Consider the following 18,915-nt stretch of genomic DNA (forward strand, 5'->3'; position numbering starts at 1 on the left):
ATTTTGTAAACTTTCCACATTTCCGTCGTTTTGTATAAATTTCCTACGAAAAATAGCAGTCAATTAGGAAGTTTTGCTCATCCCCTGCGGACAGTTCCTTGCGTTCCACCCGCGAAAAATATCCGTTTTCCCGCAACAGCTGTGCGAACGCCCCGGCGGATTTCCCGTCCGGGGCCGTGCAGGAGATGGTCAGCACCCGTCCGCCCGCGTCGCAGTCGAAATCCAAAATCGTCGCGCCCGCGTCCTCCGCCGCGTCTAGCAGCGCGGAAAACTGGGAGAGGTGCCGGCGCGGGGAGACCTCCATGTTGGTCACGACCCCCGCCATCGAATTGATATACTTCATGAGCAGCTCGGATTTCACCGGATCGCTCAGAATCTGCGAAAGCCGCCCCTCCTCGCCGGGCGTTGCGATCGCCGCGACGAGGCTGCTGCGCATGAGCTCCCCGCGCATATCCGCCGCGCGGGAGGCGAGCAGCATCCCCGCGGCCACGACGGCGGCCAGCGCCGCGAAAGCCACCGCCGCGGCCGCGGCGCGGCTCCGCCCGCCGTCCAGCATGCGGGACAGCCTGTGCGCGACCTTCTCCTTACTCAGCATACGTCTCCCCCGCCACTCCGAGATATTCCTCCAGCGAGACGCCGCGTTCAGTGATCTCCCGCGCCGCGCGCTTTCCAACATACCGGAAATGCCACGGCTCGTAGGTGATCCCGGTGATCTCCGTCTTGTCCTCCGGGTAACGCAGGATGAACCCGTACTCGGGCGCGTGCGCCGCGAGCCATTTGGCGGCCTGCGTTTCGGCAAAGCCGTGGTTGAGCATCTGGTAGCCGGGGGTCACGATGTCGGCCGCCAGCCCCGTCTCATGCTCGCTCGTGCCGGGAGGGGCGATCCACTGGGAGGTCACCTCGACCGCCTCCTCCTCGCTCAGGCCCAGCGAGATATACTCCTGCACCTTGTTGTTGAAATTCTGCCGCTGGCGCTCGGTCCCCCGGTAGGCGGAGACGACCATCAGGTCGACCCCCTGCGCGGCCGCGTCGTAGAGCATCCACAGCATCGAGCCCGCCGCATCCGCATCCATCTGGTAAGCGCCGCTCACCGGATAGAGTTCGGGCGTGTAGTCGTCCGGGACGGGGTTTTCCGCGTTCACAAGCAGCAGGTTCTCCAATTCGCCCACCTCTTTGCGGGGGAGCATCGTGGGTTCCGGCATGGCGCCCTCCTCTTCCGGAGCGGATGAAACGCTCTCTTCCGGCGCGGGACCGCGCGCGGTGCAGCCGCTCAAAATCAGCAGCGCCGCCAGTAAAAGCGCCGTCCCGGCTTTCCATAATCGTTTCATTCTATGCCTCCCATGCCTGTTCGTATGTTCCGGCGCGCCGTCCCGCGGCGGGCGCCCGTTCCCCGCCCGAACTCAACGTTTGGACGGGGCGCAGGAAGAATTGTTCTAGATATCTCCGCCCGCGTCTTTCGCACACCTCACGGAGCGCGCCTGTGGCGGTTGTCCGCGCCGCGCCTGAGCCCAACATTTTGAAGGGGTCCGGGGGAACCTTTTTCAAAAGCTGCAGGCCCGTTCCCCGGCCGCGTCTCACGGGGCGCGCCTGCGGCGGTTGTCCGCGCCACGCCTGAACCCAACATTTTGAAGGGGTCCGGGGGAACCTTTTTCAAAAGTTGCAGGCCCGTTCCCCGGCTGCGCCTCACGGGGCGCGCCTGCGGCGATTGTCCGCGCCGCGCCAGAGCCCAACATTTTGAAGGGGTCCGGGGGAACCTTTTTCAAAGGTTGCAGGCCCGTACCCCCGGCCGCGTCTCACGGGGCGCGCCTGCGGCGGTTGTCCGCGCCACGCCTGAACCCAACGTTTTGAAGGGGTCCAGGGGAAACTTTTTCAAAGGTTGCAGGCCCGTACCCCCGGCCGCGTCTCACGGGGCGCGCCTGCGGCGGTTGTCCGCGCCACGCCTGAACCCAACATTTTGAAGGGGTCCAGGGGAAACTTTTTCAAAAGTTTCCCCTGGTAGTATCTGCCGCGTCCGTCTCAAATATCCCCCGCCTCATAAAGGATGGCGGTGATGGCGGCAAGGGGCGCGGTCTCGCAGCGCAGGATGCGGCTGCCGAGCGAAAGGGTGAGCAGGCCGTTCCCGGCGGCGAAAGCCGCCTCGGAGGGCTCGAAGCCGCCCTCGCTTCCGACCATAATCGAAACCTCCCCGCCGAGTCGGCGGGAGAGCACGCTTTTCAGGCTTTCGTCGGCATTCTCATAAAAAAAGATGCCCAGCGGCGATTCCTTCATACGCGCGACTGCCTCCTCGAAGCCGACAAGCGGTTCGACGGGCGGCACCCGGCCGCGGCCGCACTGCTTGGCGGCCTCGAGCGCGATGCGGTTGAGGCGTTCGAGCTTCTTTTTCATCGACTTTTCATCGGGCCGGGAAACGCACCGGCGGGTCAGCACGGGCACGATCCGCCCGACGCCGAGCTCGACCGCCTTCTGCACGATCATTTCGAGCTTATCCCCCTTGGGCAGCGCCTGATAGAGGGTGATCTCCACCCCCGGCTCCCCGGCGGAGGGGGCGACCGCCTCCACCCGCAGGTCCACCCGCCCGGGATCGACCGCCTCGACGACGCACTGGTAGTCGTGCCCGGCGCTGTCGCAGACGGTGAGCGGCTCGCCGGGCTTCATGCGCAGGGAGAGCGCGATGTGGCGCGCGTCCTCGCCGGTGATGACAGCGGACCGCCCGTCCACCTCGCCGGTAAAAAACCGGGGCATTCCGCTACCCCCTCACGGCGGCCAGCGCGACCCAGCCGCCCGATTCGCGCCGGTCGGCGAGGCGGTAGCCCGCCCCTTCGAGGGCGGACACGACGTCCGCCTCCCGCGTGTCGATGATACCCGACGCGATGAACACGCCGCCCGGCTCGAGGAACCGCCCGAGGTCGGGGATGAGGCGCAGGATGACGTCCGCGACGATGTTCGCGGTCACGACCGCGAACCGCCCGTCCACCCTGTCCGCGAGGTCGCCCGCCAAAAAGGCCGCCCGGTCCCCGACGCCGTTGGCGGCGGCGTTTTCCTTCGCGACCCGCACGGCCACCTCGTCGATGTCCACGCCGACGGCCGAATCCGCGCCGAGCAGCAGCGCCGCCACGGCGAGGATGCCGCTGCCGGTGCCGACGTCAAGCAGCTTCACGCCGGGCGCCGCGTATTTTTCAAGCAGCTGCATGCACAGCCGCGTCGTATCGTGGGTGCCGGTGCCGAACGCCATGCCGGGGTCCATCGTGAGCACGACCTCGCCGGGCGCCGGTGCGTAGTCCTCCCACGAAGGGCAGACGACCAGCCGCTCCCCCACCCTGGTGGGGAAGTAATATTTCTTCCAGGCGGTGGCCCAGTCCTCCTCGTCGACCTTGTCCGTCTCGACCGAGAAGGGCACCCCCTCCGCCTCCAGCCGCTCCCGCAGGTAGGAGACCGCCTCGAGCGGGCTCTCGCCGGGGGAGATGTAGAGGTGGATGACCGCGTGGGTACGGTCGCGCTCCAGAAGCTCCTGCTCGATCAGGTCGACGTGCGCGATCTGCGGGGCGAGCTCCTCGATGTCGCTGTAGTCCTCGATATAGATGCCATAGGGCACCACCATGTTGGCGACCGCCTCGGCGGTTTCGATGCGCTCGACGGGCACCTTCAGTTTCACTTCGCTGTACTGCATGCCGCTCCTCCTTGTCCTAGTACGCTAATGTTTAATTATACAACAAAACCGCCCCCATAGAAAGGGCGGTTTTGTAAACAATTCTTATTTCATCGCATCCTTGAGCTTGTCAAAAAAGCTCTTGCGCTTTTCATAGTTGCGGTCGCTCGACAGGTCCTCGAACTTTTTGAGCGCGTCCTTCTGCTTGGCGTTCAGGTTGCGCGGGACCTCGATGTTGACCTTGACGTACTGGTCGCCGCGCCCGCGCCCGTTCACGTAGGGGATGCCCTTGTTGCGCAGGCGGAAGACGGTGCCCGACTGGGTGCCCTCGGGGACGTTGTACTTGACCTTGCCGTCGATGGTGGGCACGACGATCTCGTCCCCGAGCACCGCCTGGGTGAAGGTGATCGGGATGTCGCACCACACGTCGAAGCCGTCGCGCTCGAAGAGGGTGTCCGGGCGCAGCGTGACCATGATGTTCACATCGCCCGACGGCCCGCCGTTGAGCCCCTCGTCGCCCTGCCCGCGCAGCACGAAGGTCTGCCCGTCGTCGATGCCGGCGGGGACGGAGACCTCCAGTGTGCGGGTGTGGCGCACGCGGCCCATGCCGCGGCAGTCGCCGCACGGCTCCTTGACGATCTTGCCCTTGCCCGAGCACTTGGTGCAGGTGCGGGTGGTCTGGATGACGCCGATGGGGGTGCGCTGCTGGACCTTCACCTGACCGGTGCCGCCGCACTCGGGGCAGGTCTCGGGGGAGGTGCCCTTTTTGGCGCCGGAGCCGCCGCAGGTCTCGCATTTTTCAAGCCGCTGGACCGTGATCTGCTGCTTGCAGCCCTTGGCCGCCTCCATGAAGGAGAGGCCGACCGTCACGTTGATGTCGTTGCCGCGGATCGGGGCGTTGGGGTTGCGCGGCCGGGAGGAGCCGCCGCCGAATCCGCCGAATCCGCCGCCGAAGAAGCTCTCGAAGATGTCCCCGACGTCGAAGCCGCCGAAGCCCCCTCCGAAGCCGCCCGCCCCGGCGCCCGCGCCGTAGCTCGGGTCGACGCCCGCGTGGCCGAACTGGTCGTACCGCTGGCGCTTGGTGGAGTCGCTGAGCACCTCGTAGGCCTCGTTGACCTCCTTGAATTTGGCCTCGGCGGTCTTGTCCCCCGGGTTCATATCGGGATGGTACTGTTTGGCGAGCTTGCGGTACGCCTTTTTGAGGTCGTCCGCGGAGGCGTCCTTCGAGACGCCCAGTACGTCATAATAATCCCGTTTATCAGCCAATTGCCCTCACCTCTGCTTTCCGCTCCCATGTCACCGGAACGGCTGTTTCACGCGGCAAGGCGAGAGGCCCCGCCCCCCGCCTTGCCGCAGACTTTTTCCATTGTATTATTTTTTGTCGTCCTCGTCAACCTCGCGGTAGTCGGCGTCGACATAGTCCCCGCCGCCGGCGGAGGCGCCGCCGTCATCCTGCTGCGCGCCCGCCTCGGGGCCGGCGCTCTGCTGCGCCTGCTGGTACATCTTGGAGGACATCTCGTAGAAATCCTTCTGCAAGTCCTCCTGCTTCTGCTTGATGTCGTCGACGTTCGTGCCCTTGAGCGCCTCTTTGAGGGCGTCGATCTTCTGCTGGACGCGGCTCTTCTCGTCGGCGGACACCTTGTCGCCCAGGTCGGTCAGCGCCTTTTCGGACTGGTAGACCATCTGGTCGGCGGCGTTGCGCACGTCGATCTCCTCGCGGCGCTTCTTGTCCTCCTCGGCGAACTGCTCCGCCTCTTTGACCGCCTTGTCGATGTCGTCCTTGGACATGTTGGTCGACGCGGTGATCGTGACGTTCTGCTCCTTGCCGGTGCCGAGATCCTTCGCGGTGACGTGGACGATGCCGTTCGCGTCGATGTCGAAGGTGACCTCGATCTGCGGCACGCCGCGCGGCGCGGCCGGGATGCCGTCGAGCCGGAACATGCCCAGCGTCTTGTTGTCGCGGGCCATCTCGCGCTCGCCCTGGAGCACATGGACCTCGACCGAGGTCTGGCCGTCGGCGGCGGTGGAGAAGATCTGGCTCTTCTTGGTCGGGATGGTGGTGTTGCGCTCGATGATCTTGGTGCAGACCCCGCCGAGCGTCTCAATGCCGAGGGAGAGCGGGGTGACGTCGAGGAGCAGGAGCCCCTTCACGTCGCCGCCGAGCACGCCGCCCTGGATGGCCGCGCCGACCGCGACGCACTCGTCCGGGTTGATGCCCTTGAAGGGATCCTTGCCGCAGAACGCCTTGACCGCGTCCTGCACGGCGGGGATGCGGGTGGAACCGCCGACGAGCAGCACCTTGTCGAGGTCGGAGACCTTGAGGCCCGAGTCGGCCATCGCCTTGCGCACCGGCTCCATCGTCTTTTCGACGAGGTCGGCGGTCATCTCGTTGAACTTCGCGCGGGTCAGCGTGACGTCGAGGTGCTTCGGCCCGGTCGCGTCGGCGGTGATGAAGGGCAGGTTGATGTTCGCCTGCGTCATGCCGGAAAGCTCGATCTTCGCCTTCTCGGCGGCCTCTTTCAGGCGCTGCATGGCCATCTTGTCGCCGCGCAGGTCGATGCCGGAGTCCTTCTTGAACTCGTCCGCCAGGTAGTTGATGATCCGCTCGTCGAAGTCGTCGCCGCCCAGGCGGGTGTTGCCGTTGGTGGCGAGGACCTCCTGGACGCCGTCGCCCATCTCGATGATCGAGACGTCGAAGGTGCCGCCGCCGAGATCGTAGACCATGACCTTCTGGTCCTGCTCCTTATCGATGCCGTAGGCCAGCGCGGCCGCCGTCGGCTCGTTGATGATCCGCTTGACGTCGAGGCCGGCGATGCGTCCGGCGTCCTTGGTGGCCTGGCGCTGCGCGTCGGAGAAGTAGGCGGGCACGGTGATGACCGCCTCGGTGACCTTTTCGCCGAGGTAGGCTTCCGCGTCGTCGCGCAGCTTCTGCAGGACCATCGCGGAAATCTCCTGCGGGGTGTAGTTCTTGCTGTCGATCGTGACCTTGTAGCTGGAACCCATATGCCGCTTGATCGAGGAGATCGTGCGGTCGGGGTTGGTGATCGCCTGGCGCTTGGCCACCTGACCCACCATGCGCTCGCCCGTCTTGGAGAACGCGACGACCGACGGGGTCGTGCGCGCGCCTTCCGCGTTGGCGATGACGACGGGTTCGCCGCCCTCCATGACCGCCACGCAGCTATTTGTCGTACCTAAGTCGATACCGATGATTTTTCCCATGATAAAAGCCCTCCAGATCTATTAAACTTAGTTTTTACGAAAGGGATATCGTTTCGCGGCTCTCCCGCGGAATCGTCTGAACCTGATTTGCGCCGTCAGTTGGCGACCTTGACCATCGCGTGCCGGATGATCCGGTCCCCGAGCTTGTAACCCTTCTGGAACACCTCGACGATGACGCCCGCCTCGGCGTCCTCGTCCTCCACGTGCATGACCGCGTTGTGGAAGTCGGGGCTGAAGACGTCGCCCGCCGCGCCGAACTCCTCGACGCCGAGCTTGGCGAAAACGTCCTTAAAGTTTTGCAGGATCATCTCGACGCCCTTTTTGAATTCGGCGTCGGTGCAGGGCGCCGCGAGCGCCCGCTCGATCGTGTCCACGACCGGCAAAAACTGCGCGACCGCGGCGGCGGTGGCCTGCGGGTAGATCGCTTCCTTCTCCCGGACGCTCCGCTTGCGGAAGTTGTCGTATTCCGCCATCGTGCGAAGCAGCTTGTCGTTCAGGGAATCGACCTGCTCCCTGAGGAGTTCGGCCTCGCTCTTTTCGGGAGCGGTCTGTTCCGCCTCCTGCGCGGGGGCCTCCTCCCGCTCCTGCGGCTCCGCCTGCGGGGCCGTGTCCTTCGTCTCTTCTGCCAAATCTGCTCACAACCTATCTCTGTTATTGTTATTCCTGCTCAAACGTCTCCGCAAGGAGCTTTCCCAGCGTTTTGGAGAAATACTCGATGTGCGGGATGATCTTCGCGTAATCCATGCGCACCGGCCCGATCACGCCGATCGCGCCCGAATTCTGCTCGCCGATCTTGTAGCGCGTGACGACCACCGAGGTGTCCGCCAGCTCGCTCTGGGGGTTCTCCTTGCCGATCGTGATAAAGACCGCGTCGCTTTTGGAGGCGAGCACCCCGAGGAGCTGTTCACGGTTGTTCATCGTCAGCAGCAGGTCGCGGGCGATGTCGGAGAACTCCTTGTAGCCCAGCAGGTTGACGCTGCCGGAGGTGTAAAACTGCCCCTCGTTGATCTCGCGGCAGAGCTCGTACACGGTGGCGAGCACCGGGACGAAGAGGGTGGAGTAGTCGCCGAGGGTCACGGCGATCGAGTTGATGTACCACTGGGAGATGTCCGAAACCGATTTGCCGACCAGGCGGCCGTTGCAGAACTGGTTGAGAAATTCGACGATCTCGGTGGTCAGCCCGAAGTCGACGCGGCAGACCTTGTTTTTGATGACGCCGTTGGTCGCGATGACCAGCACGACGACGGTCCGCGCGCCCGCAGGGACGATCTCGACCCGCTTGACCTGCACCGTCTTGGGGGTGATGGTGGTCGAGACGGTCGCGCACTTGGTGTAGTCGGCGAGGGCCTCGGCCGCGTCCTCCAGGAGCCTGTCGGGATCGGGGTCGCGCACGTTGAAAAGCGCGTCGATCTCGCGCTGCTCCTCCTCCGAGAGGGGCTGGCAGTGCATGAGCTGGTCGACGTAGATGCGGTAGCCCAGATGGGAGGGCACCCGCCCCGCCGAGGTGTGGGGCTGTTCGAGCAGCCCCATGTCGAAGAGCGCCGCCATATCGTTGCGGATGGTGGCGGAGGACACCTGGAAGTCAAGCTTCCGGGCGACCGTCTTGGATCCGACGGGCTCCCCCGTCTCGATATAGGTTTCGACGATGGCCGTCAGGACCTTCAGTTTTCGAATGTCGAGCTTCACCGTTCCCACCTCACATTCCCGTTCCCGGCGAAGGGCTCTTTAGCACTCATTATTTACGAGTGCCAACAACTATAATGTACCACACTTTTCTGCAAAGTCAAGGGAATTCACGAAATGTTTACAGAATTTCTAGCACTCTATATATGAGAATGCTAATTATGTAAATTATGTACAAACTTTAAAAAATTCATTGTACATATTGACATTGCTTCCATTTTGTAGTTTAATAGGGACAGAGAGAGAATCAACCATTTCACAACCGACAACATAAGGAGGTTTTATCATGATCATCAAAGACGTTATGCTTCACTCCGCGGAGGACCTCCGCCAGTTCATGTATCTTGCCATGCAGTCGTCCGAGGACATCGGCGTGCACACCACCGACGGCAAGATCGCGGACGCGAAATCGATCCTCGGCCTGATGGCGCTCGACTACAACAAGCCCGTCAAGGTCGTCACCGAGGACAGCCACTTCATCAAGCAGATCGAAAAGTGGGCGGTCTAAGGTATCCCCGCCTCACGGACGAGGGCCGGCGGCCCTCCCCGCGTACCCCCGCCCGATCAATGCATCCCGCAATAAAGCGGCCGCCTTTGGCGGCCGCTATTTGTTTGCCGCCGAGTGGCGGAGCTTGTCGGTAGTCGACCGACAGCGACCCCTTAGGTTTACCGCTCATCGAGCGGCGCAGTTTGTCGGTGGTCGCTCGGCGAGCGGCGGAGCTACCGGGTCCCGCCCCGGCGGGCGGCCCTATTTCTTGGCCGCCCAAGAAATAGGGGAAAGAAACCGCAGGGGGCCTGGGCGGCCTGCCCGGGCTGCGCCCGGAGCGCGCTACGCGCGACGGCCGCTCGCGGGCGCTCCGCCCCGCGGCCCCGGCTTGAGTCCGCTGCGCGGACCCGGCCCTGCGGGCCGGATTCTCTATCAGGATGGCCTGCGGCCAAATCCCTGCGACCCCAGCGCCGCCTCCGGTTGGCCTTCGGCCAAAGTCGGCGGCGCCCCGTCACGGATAAACGGACAAGTGTACAGCATCCCGCCCGCCGCCGCGCCGCGGGCGCAATGCCTCTGCCCGAGAATCCCCGGAACCGTACCGGTAGTTCCCATAGGGGAGGCACGGCCGCTTTTGCGTGGCGCGTAGCGCCCACGGGGAGGCGGAAAACTGCGCGGCTTCGCCGCGCACGCGGGCAAGGCGCGCGAACGCCCGGAACGGGCGTTGTTTTCCGCCGTATGGTTTTGGCGAGCCATCCGGCTTCGGCCGTTGGGAGCGCCCGCAACCTGAATTGAGCCTTCAGCTGGTGCACCCGTGGGGAGTGACGGTAACTTGCGGGTTCTGGCAAGGTACTCCAGGGGATCCCTAAGGGGGCGGCGGAGCCCCCTTAGGCGTCCTTCTTTGGGTACTTTCTTTGACGCAAAGAAAGTACCCCGCCTGCCGGGGCGGGACCCGGCAATCTTCGCCGCCGAAGGCGGCACATCTGAAGCGCCCCGGAGGGGCGCGCAAAAAGCCCCGCCGGGCGCAGCGCGGCAAATCAGCTCTCCCCCGTCTGCTTGCGGCGGCGGTAGATGGTCGAGCGGCTGACGCCGCACAGCTTGGCGATCTCGGCGGCGGTCAGCTCCTTGCGCTGCCACTGGCAGAGCAGCTCGTCGAAGTGGTTGGGCAGCGACTTATGGGGCCGGCCGAACTCGACCCCGCGCGCCTTGGCGGCTGCGATCCCCTCGGCCTGGCGGCGGCGGATGTTCTCCCGCTCGTTCTGGGCGACGAAGGAGAGGAGCTGGAGCACCAGGTCGCTGATGAAGGTGCCGAGCAGGTCGCGGCTCTGGCTGGTGTCGAGCAGCGGCATGTCGAGCACGCGAATGTCGGCGCCCTTCTTTTTGGTGATGTTGCGCCACTCCTCCATGATCTCCTGGTAGTTGCGGCCCAGCCGGTCGATGCTTTTAACGACGAGCATATCCCCTTTTTTGAGCTTCCGGTAGAGCTTGCGGTAGGCGGGACGGTTGAAGTCCTTGCCGCTCTGTTTATCCACAAAGAGGAATTCCGGGCGCACCCGGGCCTCCGCCAGCGCGATGAGCTGGCGGTCTTCGTTCTGGTCCCGGGTCGACACCCGCGCGTATCCGAATATACGTGTCTCCAAAAATCCTTCCCTCCTCCGGCGCGGATACGCCGGCGACATCTCCCTGAAAACGTGTCATAAGGTAGTATCACCGGGAAGCCCGATAAAACACCCGCCGCCCGCTTCTTTCCCGCCCCATACGCCCGTCCGGGCGGCGGGAGCGGGTGCAAATCCTGTTAAATCTGACAGAATCAGGGCAGTAAAACCCAAAGCGGCTCCAAACCGGGTTTTGGTTTGGAGCCGCTTTGACAACAATATCCTTTTCAATTGTACCAGGACGCGGGGCCGGGCATGGATTTCTGTCGGCAAGCATGACGCTCGTTACCATAATGTCTCCGTCGGATACCCGTTCTCTTTGGTTTCACTATCATTCAACGATTGTACTGCCTATTATATAGGACTCCCCCGCGATTTGCAAGACCGGGCTTTCCGCTCAATGGAACCAGCCGTGCCCGAACCGCGCGAGCAGCGCGTCCGCCTCGGGCGGGCCCATCGAGCCGGGCTCGTAGGGCAGGACCGGCAGGCCCTCGGCACGGCCGAGCTCCCGCAGGCGTTCGACGAACCGCCAGCTCGTTTCGATCTGGTCCCACTGGGAGAACCACGACCGCTCGCCGCGGATGCAGGCGCCGAGCAGCCGCTCGTACGCCTCGGGGGTATTGATGCGGTTTTCGAGCGAGCAGCTCTGGCAGAAATCCATCTTCGCCTGCGCGACCTCGTCGGTGTCGCCGGGGCGCTTGATGTTGAACTGCAGGTAGACCCCCTCGGTGGGCTGGATCTTGATGAGGAGCACGTCGTGAGCCACGTCGGGGGAGGGGCGGCGGAAGACGACCGCGACCTGCATCTCCCGCCGGCCGAGCTTTTTGCCGGTGCGGATGTAAAAGGGCGCGCCACGCCAGCGGTCGTTGTCGATGAAGAGGCGCAGCGCGGCGTATGTCTCGGTGGAGGAATCGGGCGCGACCGCCTTTTCCGCGCGGTAGCCCGCGTACTGCCCGAGCAGCAGGGCGTCGCGCACCCCGCCCGCCTCGGGCAGACGCAGGGCGCGCAGAACCTTGAGCTGCTCGGCGTGCATATCGGGGCCGGAGAACTGCGCGGGCCGCTCCATGGCGACGATCGACAGGATCTGGAACAGGTGGTTCTGCACCATGTCCTTGAGCGCGCCGCTCGTGTCGTAATAACCGCCGCGCGTGCCGACCCCCTCCTCCTCGAGGGCGGAAATCTGCACCGATTCGATGAACCGCGCGTCCCAGAGGTTGGTGAAGATGGGGTTGGTAAAGCGGATGGTCTGGATGTTGCGGACCATCTCCTTGCCGAGGTAGTGGTCGATGCGGTAGATGTTTTCGGGGTCGAAGAAGGCCTCCAGCCTGCGGTTGAGCTCCCCGGCGGCCGCGAGGCTTTCGCCGAACGGCTTTTCGAGAATGACCTTGCCCCGGCGCGCGCCGCGCACCGCGGCGAGCCCGTCGGCGATCACGCCGAAGAAGCGGGGCGCGACCGCGAGGTAGAAGATATGCCCGTCGACTCCCTCCGCCTCATAGTATTCCTCCAGCCCGGCGTAGGCCGCCGGGTCGGAAAAGTCCATCCGGTAGTAGCCGATGCGTCCGGCGAACCGGCCGAACGCCTCCTCGGAATAGGGCAGGCGGGCGTATTTGCGGACCCATTCCCGCGCGAGCTCGCGGTAGCCCTCGTCGGTGTAGTCCCGCCGCCCGATGATGAGGATGCGGTAATCCGCGCCCGGCCCACCGGACTCGCCGGCGTTGTAGAGGGCGGGCAGCAGCTTGCGGAAGGTGAGGTCGCCGGTGCCGCCGAAGATGGTGAACGCCTTCATAGTCCCTTCCCCCATTCGTGGTGGAAGCTGCCTTCCCGGTCGGTGCGCAGGAAGGTGTGCGCGCCGAACCAGTCGCGCTGCGCCTGGATGAGGTTCGCGCCGACATGCGCACCCCGGAAGGCGTCGAGATAGGAGACGGCGGCGGTCATCGCGGGCAGCGGCAGCCCGGAGGCGATCCCCGCCCCTGCGGCGGCGCGCAGGCTCCGCTGGTTATCGGCGACCCGCGCGCGGAAGAATTCGTCCAGCATGAGGTTTTCGAGCCCCGGGTCCCGCCGGTAGGCGGCGGTGATGTCGTCGAGGAAGGCGGCCTGGATGATGCACCCGGCGCGGAAGATCGACGCGATCTCCCCGAGCCTCAGGTCCCAGCCGTACCGCCCGGACGCGTCGCGCAGCAGCGCGAAGCCCTGCGCGTAGGCGGCGATCTTCGCGGCGTAGAGCCCCTCGCGCACCTGCTCGGCAAAGGCTTCCCGGTCCCCCGCCCGCGCCGGCTCCGGACCGGGCAGCAGCTTCGCGGCCGCGGCGCGCTCCTCCAGCCGGTTGGAGAGGATGCGGGCGTTGCAGGCGGCGGTGATCATCGAGAGGTCCACCCCCTGCCTGAGCGCCTCGATGCTCGCCCAGCGGCCGGTGCCCTTCTGGGCGGCGCTGTCGACGATCCGGTCGATGAGCTCCCCCTCCGCCAGGTCGTCCCGTTCGCGGAAAACGCCCGCCGTGATGCCGACCAGGAAGCTGCGCAGCTCCCCCTCGTTCCAGCGTGCGAAGACGTCCGCCAGCTCCCGGTTGGAAAAGCCCCCCACATGCCTGAGCAGCAGGTAGCTCTCCGCGATGAGCTGCATGTCGGCGTATTCGATGCCGTTGTGCACCATCTTGACGTAGTGCCCCGCGCCGTCCGGGCCGATGTAGGCGCAGCAGGGCTCTCCCGCCGCGCGCGCGGCCACCGCCTCCAGCACCGGGCGCACGAGCGGGTATGCCTGCTCGTCGCCGCCCGGCATGATCGAGGGGCCGTGCCGCGCGCCCTCCTCGCCGCCCGAGACGCCCACGCCGAAGTAGACGATCCCCTTCTTTTCGAGCGCGGCCTGCCGCCGCCGGGTGTCCTCGAAGAAGGAGTTGCCCCCGTCGAGGAGGATGTCCCCCTCCTCGAGCAGCGGCTCCAGCTGCCCGATAACCGCGTCGACCGGCGAACCGGCCTGGATCATCAGCATGACCCTGCGGGGCCGTCTGAGGGCCGCCACGAGCTCCTGGAGGCTGTAGAAGGGGGAGAGGTTCTCATGCGGGTGTTCCCGCATCACCTGTTCGGTCACCTCGCGGCTGCGGTTGTAGCCCGCCACCCGGAAGCCGTGGTCCGCCATGTTGAGCGCGAGGCTCCGGCCCATCACCGAAAGCCCCACCATTCCGATGTCAAAAAGCGCCTGCATCCGTCATCCATCCTTTCCCGCCGCCCCCCGGGGCGGCCTGAGCGTCTTCATTCGGGGCGTCGAGCACAACCGCCACCCCTTCGCACGCGTCCACGCGCGCGCATTCCTTTCCGATGAGCCCCGTCTCCCGGTCGACCGCGAAGCACACAAGCCCGCCCGCGTTCCGGTTCGCCGCGAGCAGGAACCGCCCGTCGGGGGAGAGCAGGATGTCGCGCGGGTGGTCGCCTCCGCAGGGCGCGCGCTGGATCACCCGCGTGCGCGTCCCCCGGGCTTCGAGCACGGCGATCACGTTTTCCCCCCGCACCGAGACGTAGAGGAACCGCTCGTCGTTCGAGAGCCGCACGGCCGCCGCCTCGCTCCCCTCCCGCGCGCCGGGCGGCAGCAGCGGCTCGGCCCCGGCCGGGACGAACCCCTCCGGTCCCGCCTCGAAGCTGTAGAGCGTATTGTCCCCCTGCGCCGCCACGAAAAGCCGCTCCCCCGCCCGGTCGAACACCCCGTGGCGCGGCCCGCTCCCCTTCGGGAAGGGGACGCTCCCCGCGGGGGCCAGGCTCTCCCGGTCGAAGAGGCGGATCTCGTCGAGGTTCATGCAGGGCACAAGCAGGAACCGCCCCCGCGCCAGCACCTGGTGGCAGCCGGCCCCCGGGGCGATCTCGATCCGCTTTTCAAAGAGCGGCGCGTCCGCCTCCAGCCGGTAGACGGTCACCGTCCCCTCGTGGAAGTTCGCGCCGTAGACCCGGTCCCCGTCAAAGGCGGTATAACAGCCGGGCGTCATCTCGCAGAGGTATTCGACGACGCAGGGCCCGCCGGAGACGCGCAGGTCGGCGAGGCAGAGCCCCGCGCGGCTGCCCCGCCGCACCGGAGCGGCGAGCAGGCCGTCCCGCAGCGCGAGGTATTTGGCGTCGGGCGCCTCAAGGAGGAGCTCGGGCGCGGTGAGCGCGCCCGTCTCCCCGTCGAAGGAGAAGCGGAAAACGCCGCGGCTGCGCGGCGAATCGTAGGTGCCGAGATATCCCGTGAGAATTGCCATACCCGTCTCCTTTCCGTCTGTCACAAGCATGCCGCGGGGCCCGCCGGTTTATGCGCGTCCGCGGAATCGAAAACGATAACTGATACTGTTTACTTTTCTATCATATGCCGCGCCGCCCCGGTTGTCAAGGGGAAGCACGTGCGGACATCCGGAAAATTCCATTCTCCAACTGTAATAATATCATTTACAGTTCAAATGTCAACCCCTTTTCCCGCAGACGCCCGCGAAAAAGCCCCGGGACCGCCAAGGCGGTCCCGGGGCGCGCGTGGTCCGTCAGAGGCCGAGCAGCGCCTGCGCCACCGAAAAATAGATGACGAGCGCGAACGCGTCCACGATCGTGGTGATGAGGGGAGCGGCCATGATGGCGGGGTCGGCTTTGAGCATCCGCGCGGCCATCGGGAGCACGCCGCCGATCGTCTTGGCCATGACGACGGTGGCAAAAAGGGCGAGCGCGACGGTCAGCGCAAGGGCGGGGCTTCCGGGATGGGTGATCAGCAGCCGCGCGAAGTTGACGGCGGAGAGCGCCGCGCCGACGACGAGGCTGACCCGCAGCTCCTTCCACAGCACCTGGAAGAAGTCGGCGGGCCCGATGTCGCCGACGGCCATGCCGCGGATGACCAGCGTGCTCGACTGGCTGCCCGCGTTGCCCCCCGTGTCGGTGAGCATGGGGATGAAGGTGACGAGCAGCGGCATGGCGGCGAAGGCGGCCTCATAACGCCCGAGGATGCCGCCGGTGATCATGCCCGAAACCATGAGCACGAGCAGCCAGACGATGCGGTTTTTCGCGAGGGTAAAGACGCCGGTGCGCAGGTAGGGACGCTCGGAGGGGACGATGGCGGCCATCTTCTCGAAGTCCTCGGTGGCCTCCTCCTCCATGACGTCCATCACGTCGTCGACGGTGACGATGCCGACCAGGCGGTTTTCCCGGTCGACCACCGGCATTGAGATGAAGTCGTACTTCATCATCCGCTGGACGGCCTCCTCCCGGTCCTCGGTCGTCTCGGCGGTGATCACGTCGGGCTCCATCAGCGCGCCGATCGTCTCGTCGTCCTGGGCGAGCAGCAGGTCCTTGACGGTCACGACCCCTTCGAGCAGACGCCGGTCGTCGATCACGTAGCAGGTGTAGATCAGCTCGCTGTCCTCGCCGGTGCGCCGGATGCGCTTGATCGCGTCCTGCACGGTCATCGACTTGCGCAGGTCGATGAACTCCGCCGTCATGATGCTGCCGACCGAGTTCTCGGGATAGTTGAGGAACTGGTTGATGAGGCTGCGGGTCTCGGGCGCCGCGCTTTTGAGCACCCGCTTCACAACGCTGGCGGGCAGCTCCTCGAGCATGTCGACCGCGTCGTCCACGAAGAGGTCCTCCACGATGGCGGAGAGCTCCTTGTCGGTGATCGACCCGACGATCACCTGCTGGGTCTCGGGCGGCAGGTTGGAAAAGACCTCCGCCGCCAGCTCCTTGGGCAGCGTGCGGAAGGCGAGGGTCGCCTTTTCCTGCGGAAGCCGCTCGATGAAGTCGGCGATGTCCACCTCGTTTTCCTCGGCGAGCGCGGCGCGCAGGCTGCGGTAATCGCGGTTTTCAAGGTACCCCATGAGCAGGTCGAAATCGTATTCCATTTCCATTGGTTCATCCTCCTGTCTGCTTTCGTTACAGCGAGGAAGCCCCAAACAGACAAAACCGCACGGGGACCCCGGCCAAACCCGGCGCCCCCGTACGGCGATATTCCTGCGGGATGCTATCTGCGGGAAAAATCAGGCGGAAACGCGGTTTTCCCGGCCCGCAACGGAACGTCGCTGTCTATTTTGGTACTTCGGCCGCAGTTATCCACTGATTTTTCCTCCTTTTTTGCTCAATTCGGCGATTTTTTCTGCAAAAATCCCCTAATACGAGAATAGCACTTTTTCACGCCCGTTTCAACCGGTTTTCACCGTTTTATTTGCATTATTGAAAGATCCAAGAAAAAGCCGGCCCCGCTTTCCGGAGAAAGCGGAACCGGCAGGGAAACGCATGGTTACGGGTCCTGTTTCCGCCGCGCGCAGAGCGCGGCGGCCGCGCCCGACGACGCGAGCAGCGCAAAGAGCAGCGCGGGCGGCAGGGAGCCGTCGCCCGTGTCGGGGATCGGCGAGACCGGGATGGGGATCTCCTCGATGATCTTCACGTCGAGCGGGACGAGAGGGCGCAGGATGCCGCCGGAATCGCCCGAACCGCCGCCCGAGCTCCCGCCGCCCGAGGGCGCCTTTTCAATCGTGAGGAAAAAGGCGGTCGAGGCCTGGAGCCTGCCGTCCTCGCCGAGCGTGAAATCGCCCGGGTCCCCCACCTCGGTGCCCGAGGGGCTGCCGGTCTCCTCCTCCGGAGTGCCCGCCCGGCCGGCGGCCGCCGGAAGGGACGGATCGATCACCTCTCCCGTATCGTCCGGCGCGGCCAGCGCCGTCACGCCGGGAAGCAGCAGGCAGAGGCTCAGGAGACACCCCGCAAGCAGCCTGATCATTCGTTTCATTCTGGTCCCTCCCCTGTCAGTTTAAAACCGTGATGGTCATTTTGGCGCCCGCCGAACCGACGTACTCCTCCGTTTCGAGTGCGTAGGCGTTGAAGACCGCGGTCGCGAGATATTCGCCCTTTTCCAGTTCCACGTCGAGCTTTGCCGACTGGATGTGGTGGTTGGGCTCGATGAGCCCCGTCTGGTAAATCAGCTCGCCCGTGTCGTCCAGCGTGATCTGCACCTGCATGAGGTACTGGTTGCCCGGCACGTTTTCGATCTGGAGCGGTCCTTCCGCCTTCCCGTTCGTAAAGGTGGGCGTGGTGTTGATCGAAATGTTGAACATCCCCTCGTCCACCACCCGGTTGAGCTCGGCGATGATCTCTTCCTCCGTCTTGTTTTCCAGTTGCCCGGCCAGCGCGGCCGTATCCCGCACCATGCCGGACGGCCCCGCCTTCGGGGTCCGCAGCAGGATGACCAGCAGGACGACCAGCGCCGCCGCCAGCAGCACGCAGGCCGCCAGCAGCAGCTTTTTGCCGCCGTCCGTCCGGGCTTCGGCCCTCTCGGGCGTCTTTTGCTCTTCCATACCTTCGACCGCCTATCCTCTGTTTTTTCTATCGCAACCGCCCCTGCGGGCGCGTGTATTCTAAATTTGGGGCGCGGGGAAACCCCGCGGGCTTCGGTGGGTATTCTTGTAAAAGGGGCCCCGGGCCCCGCGCGGAAGGCTTCCGCGCGGGGTTCCCGGAGAAATGTCTCAGGTTAAGTGCAAACAGGATATGAATCCGATTACGCGGCGGCGATCGTGTAGGTGACCTTGACGGCCAGCGCGTTGGCAGTGGAATCGCCCTTCGCGACGAAGCACTCGAGCGGGAGCATCTTCTTGACCGGGTCGGTAACGCCTTCCGCCGGGGCGTTGACAGTCCAGTCGGCGGCGGCCGGGGCGGTGATCTCCTCGTGGACGCTCACGCCGTTGATATAGAGGACTAACTGTTTCGCGGTCAGGTTGTTGTCGCCGGGCTTGTAGTCCGCAATGTTCAGCTTGCCGGCGGTCAGGGTCGGGCTGCCGATCGAGGTCGGGGCCTTCAGCGTCCAGCCGTTCTGGCCCGCGGATGTGATGTTCGTCACCTTGACGGCGATCTTGCCCTTATTCTCGATGCGGTACTCGGTCGGCTCTGCGGCGGAACCGTCGGCGCCGTAGCCGTACATGGCGACGGAGAGCGGAATCGAGACGTTGATCTGGGAGTTCAGATCGGGGTTGGTCGCGTCTTTATCGACCGTGAGGTTGAACGAGGTGTCCGCGCTGTACTTACCGTCCGCATCCGGGCTAATCTGCGTGGGGTCCGCCACGCTGGTTTCGCCGGCAGCGAAAGCGGTGATGCTCAGGGTCAGAACGATGGATACCGCGAGAAGAACTGCTAACATTTTTTTCATGATTTTTGACCTCCTGATGTTGATATGATATGGGTTTTATAATGACGTTTGATGAATGACCGTTTCGCTCGCATTCCCCCTTCTGCCGATACGCGGCC

Annotated in this window: 17 protein-coding genes; 1 reads left to right on the forward strand and 16 read right to left on the reverse strand. The window is 64.9% G+C overall.

What is annotated here, in order from left to right; translation table 11 throughout:
- Nucleotides 1-43 precede the first annotated feature (43 nt).
- From C1A13_RS10430 to hrcA, 8 genes are all read right to left on the reverse strand, one after another.
- On the reverse strand, nt 44-595 hold the full coding sequence (locus C1A13_RS10430; RefSeq protein WP_101551749.1) for a hypothetical protein: 552 nt from the start codon (nt 593-595) through the stop codon (nt 44-46).
- Nucleotides 585-1,328 carry a M15 family metallopeptidase gene (locus C1A13_RS10435; protein WP_101551751.1) on the reverse strand — a complete coding sequence of 248 codons (744 nt, stop codon included), beginning with the start codon at nt 1,326-1,328 and terminating at the stop codon, nt 585-587. Before C1A13_RS10435 ends, C1A13_RS10430 begins: the two co-directional genes overlap by 11 nt.
- A 688-nt stretch (nt 1,329-2,016) precedes the next feature.
- The gene (locus C1A13_RS10440; protein ID WP_101551752.1) at nt 2,017-2,742 is read right to left on the reverse strand and encodes an RsmE family RNA methyltransferase; all 726 of its coding nucleotides are present in this window, start codon (nt 2,740-2,742) and stop codon (nt 2,017-2,019) included.
- A 4-nt stretch (nt 2,743-2,746) separates the two neighbouring features.
- Nucleotides 2,747-3,667, reverse strand: a complete 921-nt coding sequence (prmA, locus tag C1A13_RS10445) for a 50S ribosomal protein L11 methyltransferase (protein ID WP_101551754.1) — start codon at nt 3,665-3,667, stop codon at nt 2,747-2,749.
- Nucleotides 3,668-3,751: 84 nt separating this feature from the next.
- Nucleotides 3,752-4,912 carry a molecular chaperone DnaJ gene (gene dnaJ, locus C1A13_RS10450; RefSeq protein WP_101551756.1) on the reverse strand — a complete coding sequence of 387 codons (1,161 nt, stop codon included), beginning with the start codon at nt 4,910-4,912 and terminating at the stop codon, nt 3,752-3,754.
- A gap of 105 nt (nt 4,913-5,017) precedes the next feature.
- Nucleotides 5,018-6,865 (reverse strand): molecular chaperone DnaK, encoded by a 1,848-nt coding sequence (gene dnaK / locus C1A13_RS10455; RefSeq protein WP_101551758.1) that lies wholly within the window; start codon nt 6,863-6,865, stop codon nt 5,018-5,020.
- 95 nt (nt 6,866-6,960) lie between these two features.
- A complete protein-coding gene (grpE, locus tag C1A13_RS10460; RefSeq protein WP_101551760.1) occupies nt 6,961-7,494 on the reverse strand; it encodes a nucleotide exchange factor GrpE in 534 nt (177 codons plus the stop codon).
- Between the two features lie 28 nt (nt 7,495-7,522).
- Nucleotides 7,523-8,551, reverse strand: coding sequence for a heat-inducible transcriptional repressor HrcA (hrcA, locus tag C1A13_RS10465; RefSeq protein WP_172439250.1), 1,029 nt, complete (start codon nt 8,549-8,551; stop codon nt 7,523-7,525).
- A 283-nt stretch (nt 8,552-8,834) separates the two neighbouring features.
- Between hrcA and C1A13_RS10470 the strand changes: the two genes are divergently transcribed.
- The gene (locus tag C1A13_RS10470) at nt 8,835-9,056 is read left to right on the forward strand and encodes an HPr family phosphocarrier protein (RefSeq protein ID WP_207726263.1); all 222 of its coding nucleotides are present in this window, start codon (nt 8,835-8,837) and stop codon (nt 9,054-9,056) included.
- Between the two features lie 1,013 nt (nt 9,057-10,069).
- Here C1A13_RS10470 and C1A13_RS10475 read toward each other — a convergent pair.
- The 8 genes from C1A13_RS10475 to C1A13_RS10510 all read right to left on the reverse strand — a co-directional run bounded on the left by C1A13_RS10475 (nt 10,070) and on the right by C1A13_RS10510 (nt 18,817).
- Complete coding sequence (locus C1A13_RS10475) at nt 10,070-10,672, reverse strand: recombinase family protein (RefSeq protein WP_242970858.1); 603 nt, start codon at nt 10,670-10,672, stop codon at nt 10,070-10,072.
- A gap of 412 nt (nt 10,673-11,084) precedes the next feature.
- A complete protein-coding gene (gene zwf / locus C1A13_RS10480) occupies nt 11,085-12,473 on the reverse strand; it encodes a glucose-6-phosphate dehydrogenase (RefSeq protein ID WP_101551765.1) in 1,389 nt (462 codons plus the stop codon).
- Entirely contained in the window at nt 12,470-13,885 is a 1,416-nt protein-coding gene (gndA, locus tag C1A13_RS10485) for an NADP-dependent phosphogluconate dehydrogenase (RefSeq protein ID WP_101551767.1), read from the reverse strand. The genes zwf and gndA overlap by 4 nt, the downstream gene beginning before the upstream one ends.
- Nucleotides 13,869-14,909, reverse strand: coding sequence for a lactonase family protein (locus C1A13_RS10490; RefSeq protein WP_172439251.1), 1,041 nt, complete (start codon nt 14,907-14,909; stop codon nt 13,869-13,871). The genes gndA and C1A13_RS10490 overlap by 17 nt, the downstream gene beginning before the upstream one ends.
- 273 nt (nt 14,910-15,182) lie before the next feature.
- The gene (gene mgtE / locus C1A13_RS10495; RefSeq protein WP_101551770.1) at nt 15,183-16,532 is read right to left on the reverse strand and encodes a magnesium transporter; all 1,350 of its coding nucleotides are present in this window, start codon (nt 16,530-16,532) and stop codon (nt 15,183-15,185) included.
- Nucleotides 16,533-16,921: 389 nt separating this feature from the next.
- Complete coding sequence (locus tag C1A13_RS10500; RefSeq protein ID WP_101551772.1) at nt 16,922-17,407, reverse strand: hypothetical protein; 486 nt, start codon at nt 17,405-17,407, stop codon at nt 16,922-16,924.
- 16 nt (nt 17,408-17,423) lie between these two features.
- Nucleotides 17,424-17,972, reverse strand: coding sequence for a hypothetical protein (locus tag C1A13_RS10505; protein WP_101551774.1), 549 nt, complete (start codon nt 17,970-17,972; stop codon nt 17,424-17,426).
- A gap of 200 nt (nt 17,973-18,172) precedes the next feature.
- Nucleotides 18,173-18,817 (reverse strand): hypothetical protein, encoded by a 645-nt coding sequence (locus C1A13_RS10510; protein ID WP_101551776.1) that lies wholly within the window; start codon nt 18,815-18,817, stop codon nt 18,173-18,175.
- Nucleotides 18,818-18,915: the final 98 nt, after the last annotated feature.

Origin of the sequence: Anaerotruncus massiliensis (ex Togo et al. 2026), assembly GCF_900199635.1 — a bacterium.
Lineage (GTDB): Bacteria > Bacillota > Clostridia > Oscillospirales > Ruminococcaceae > Anaerotruncus > Anaerotruncus massiliensis.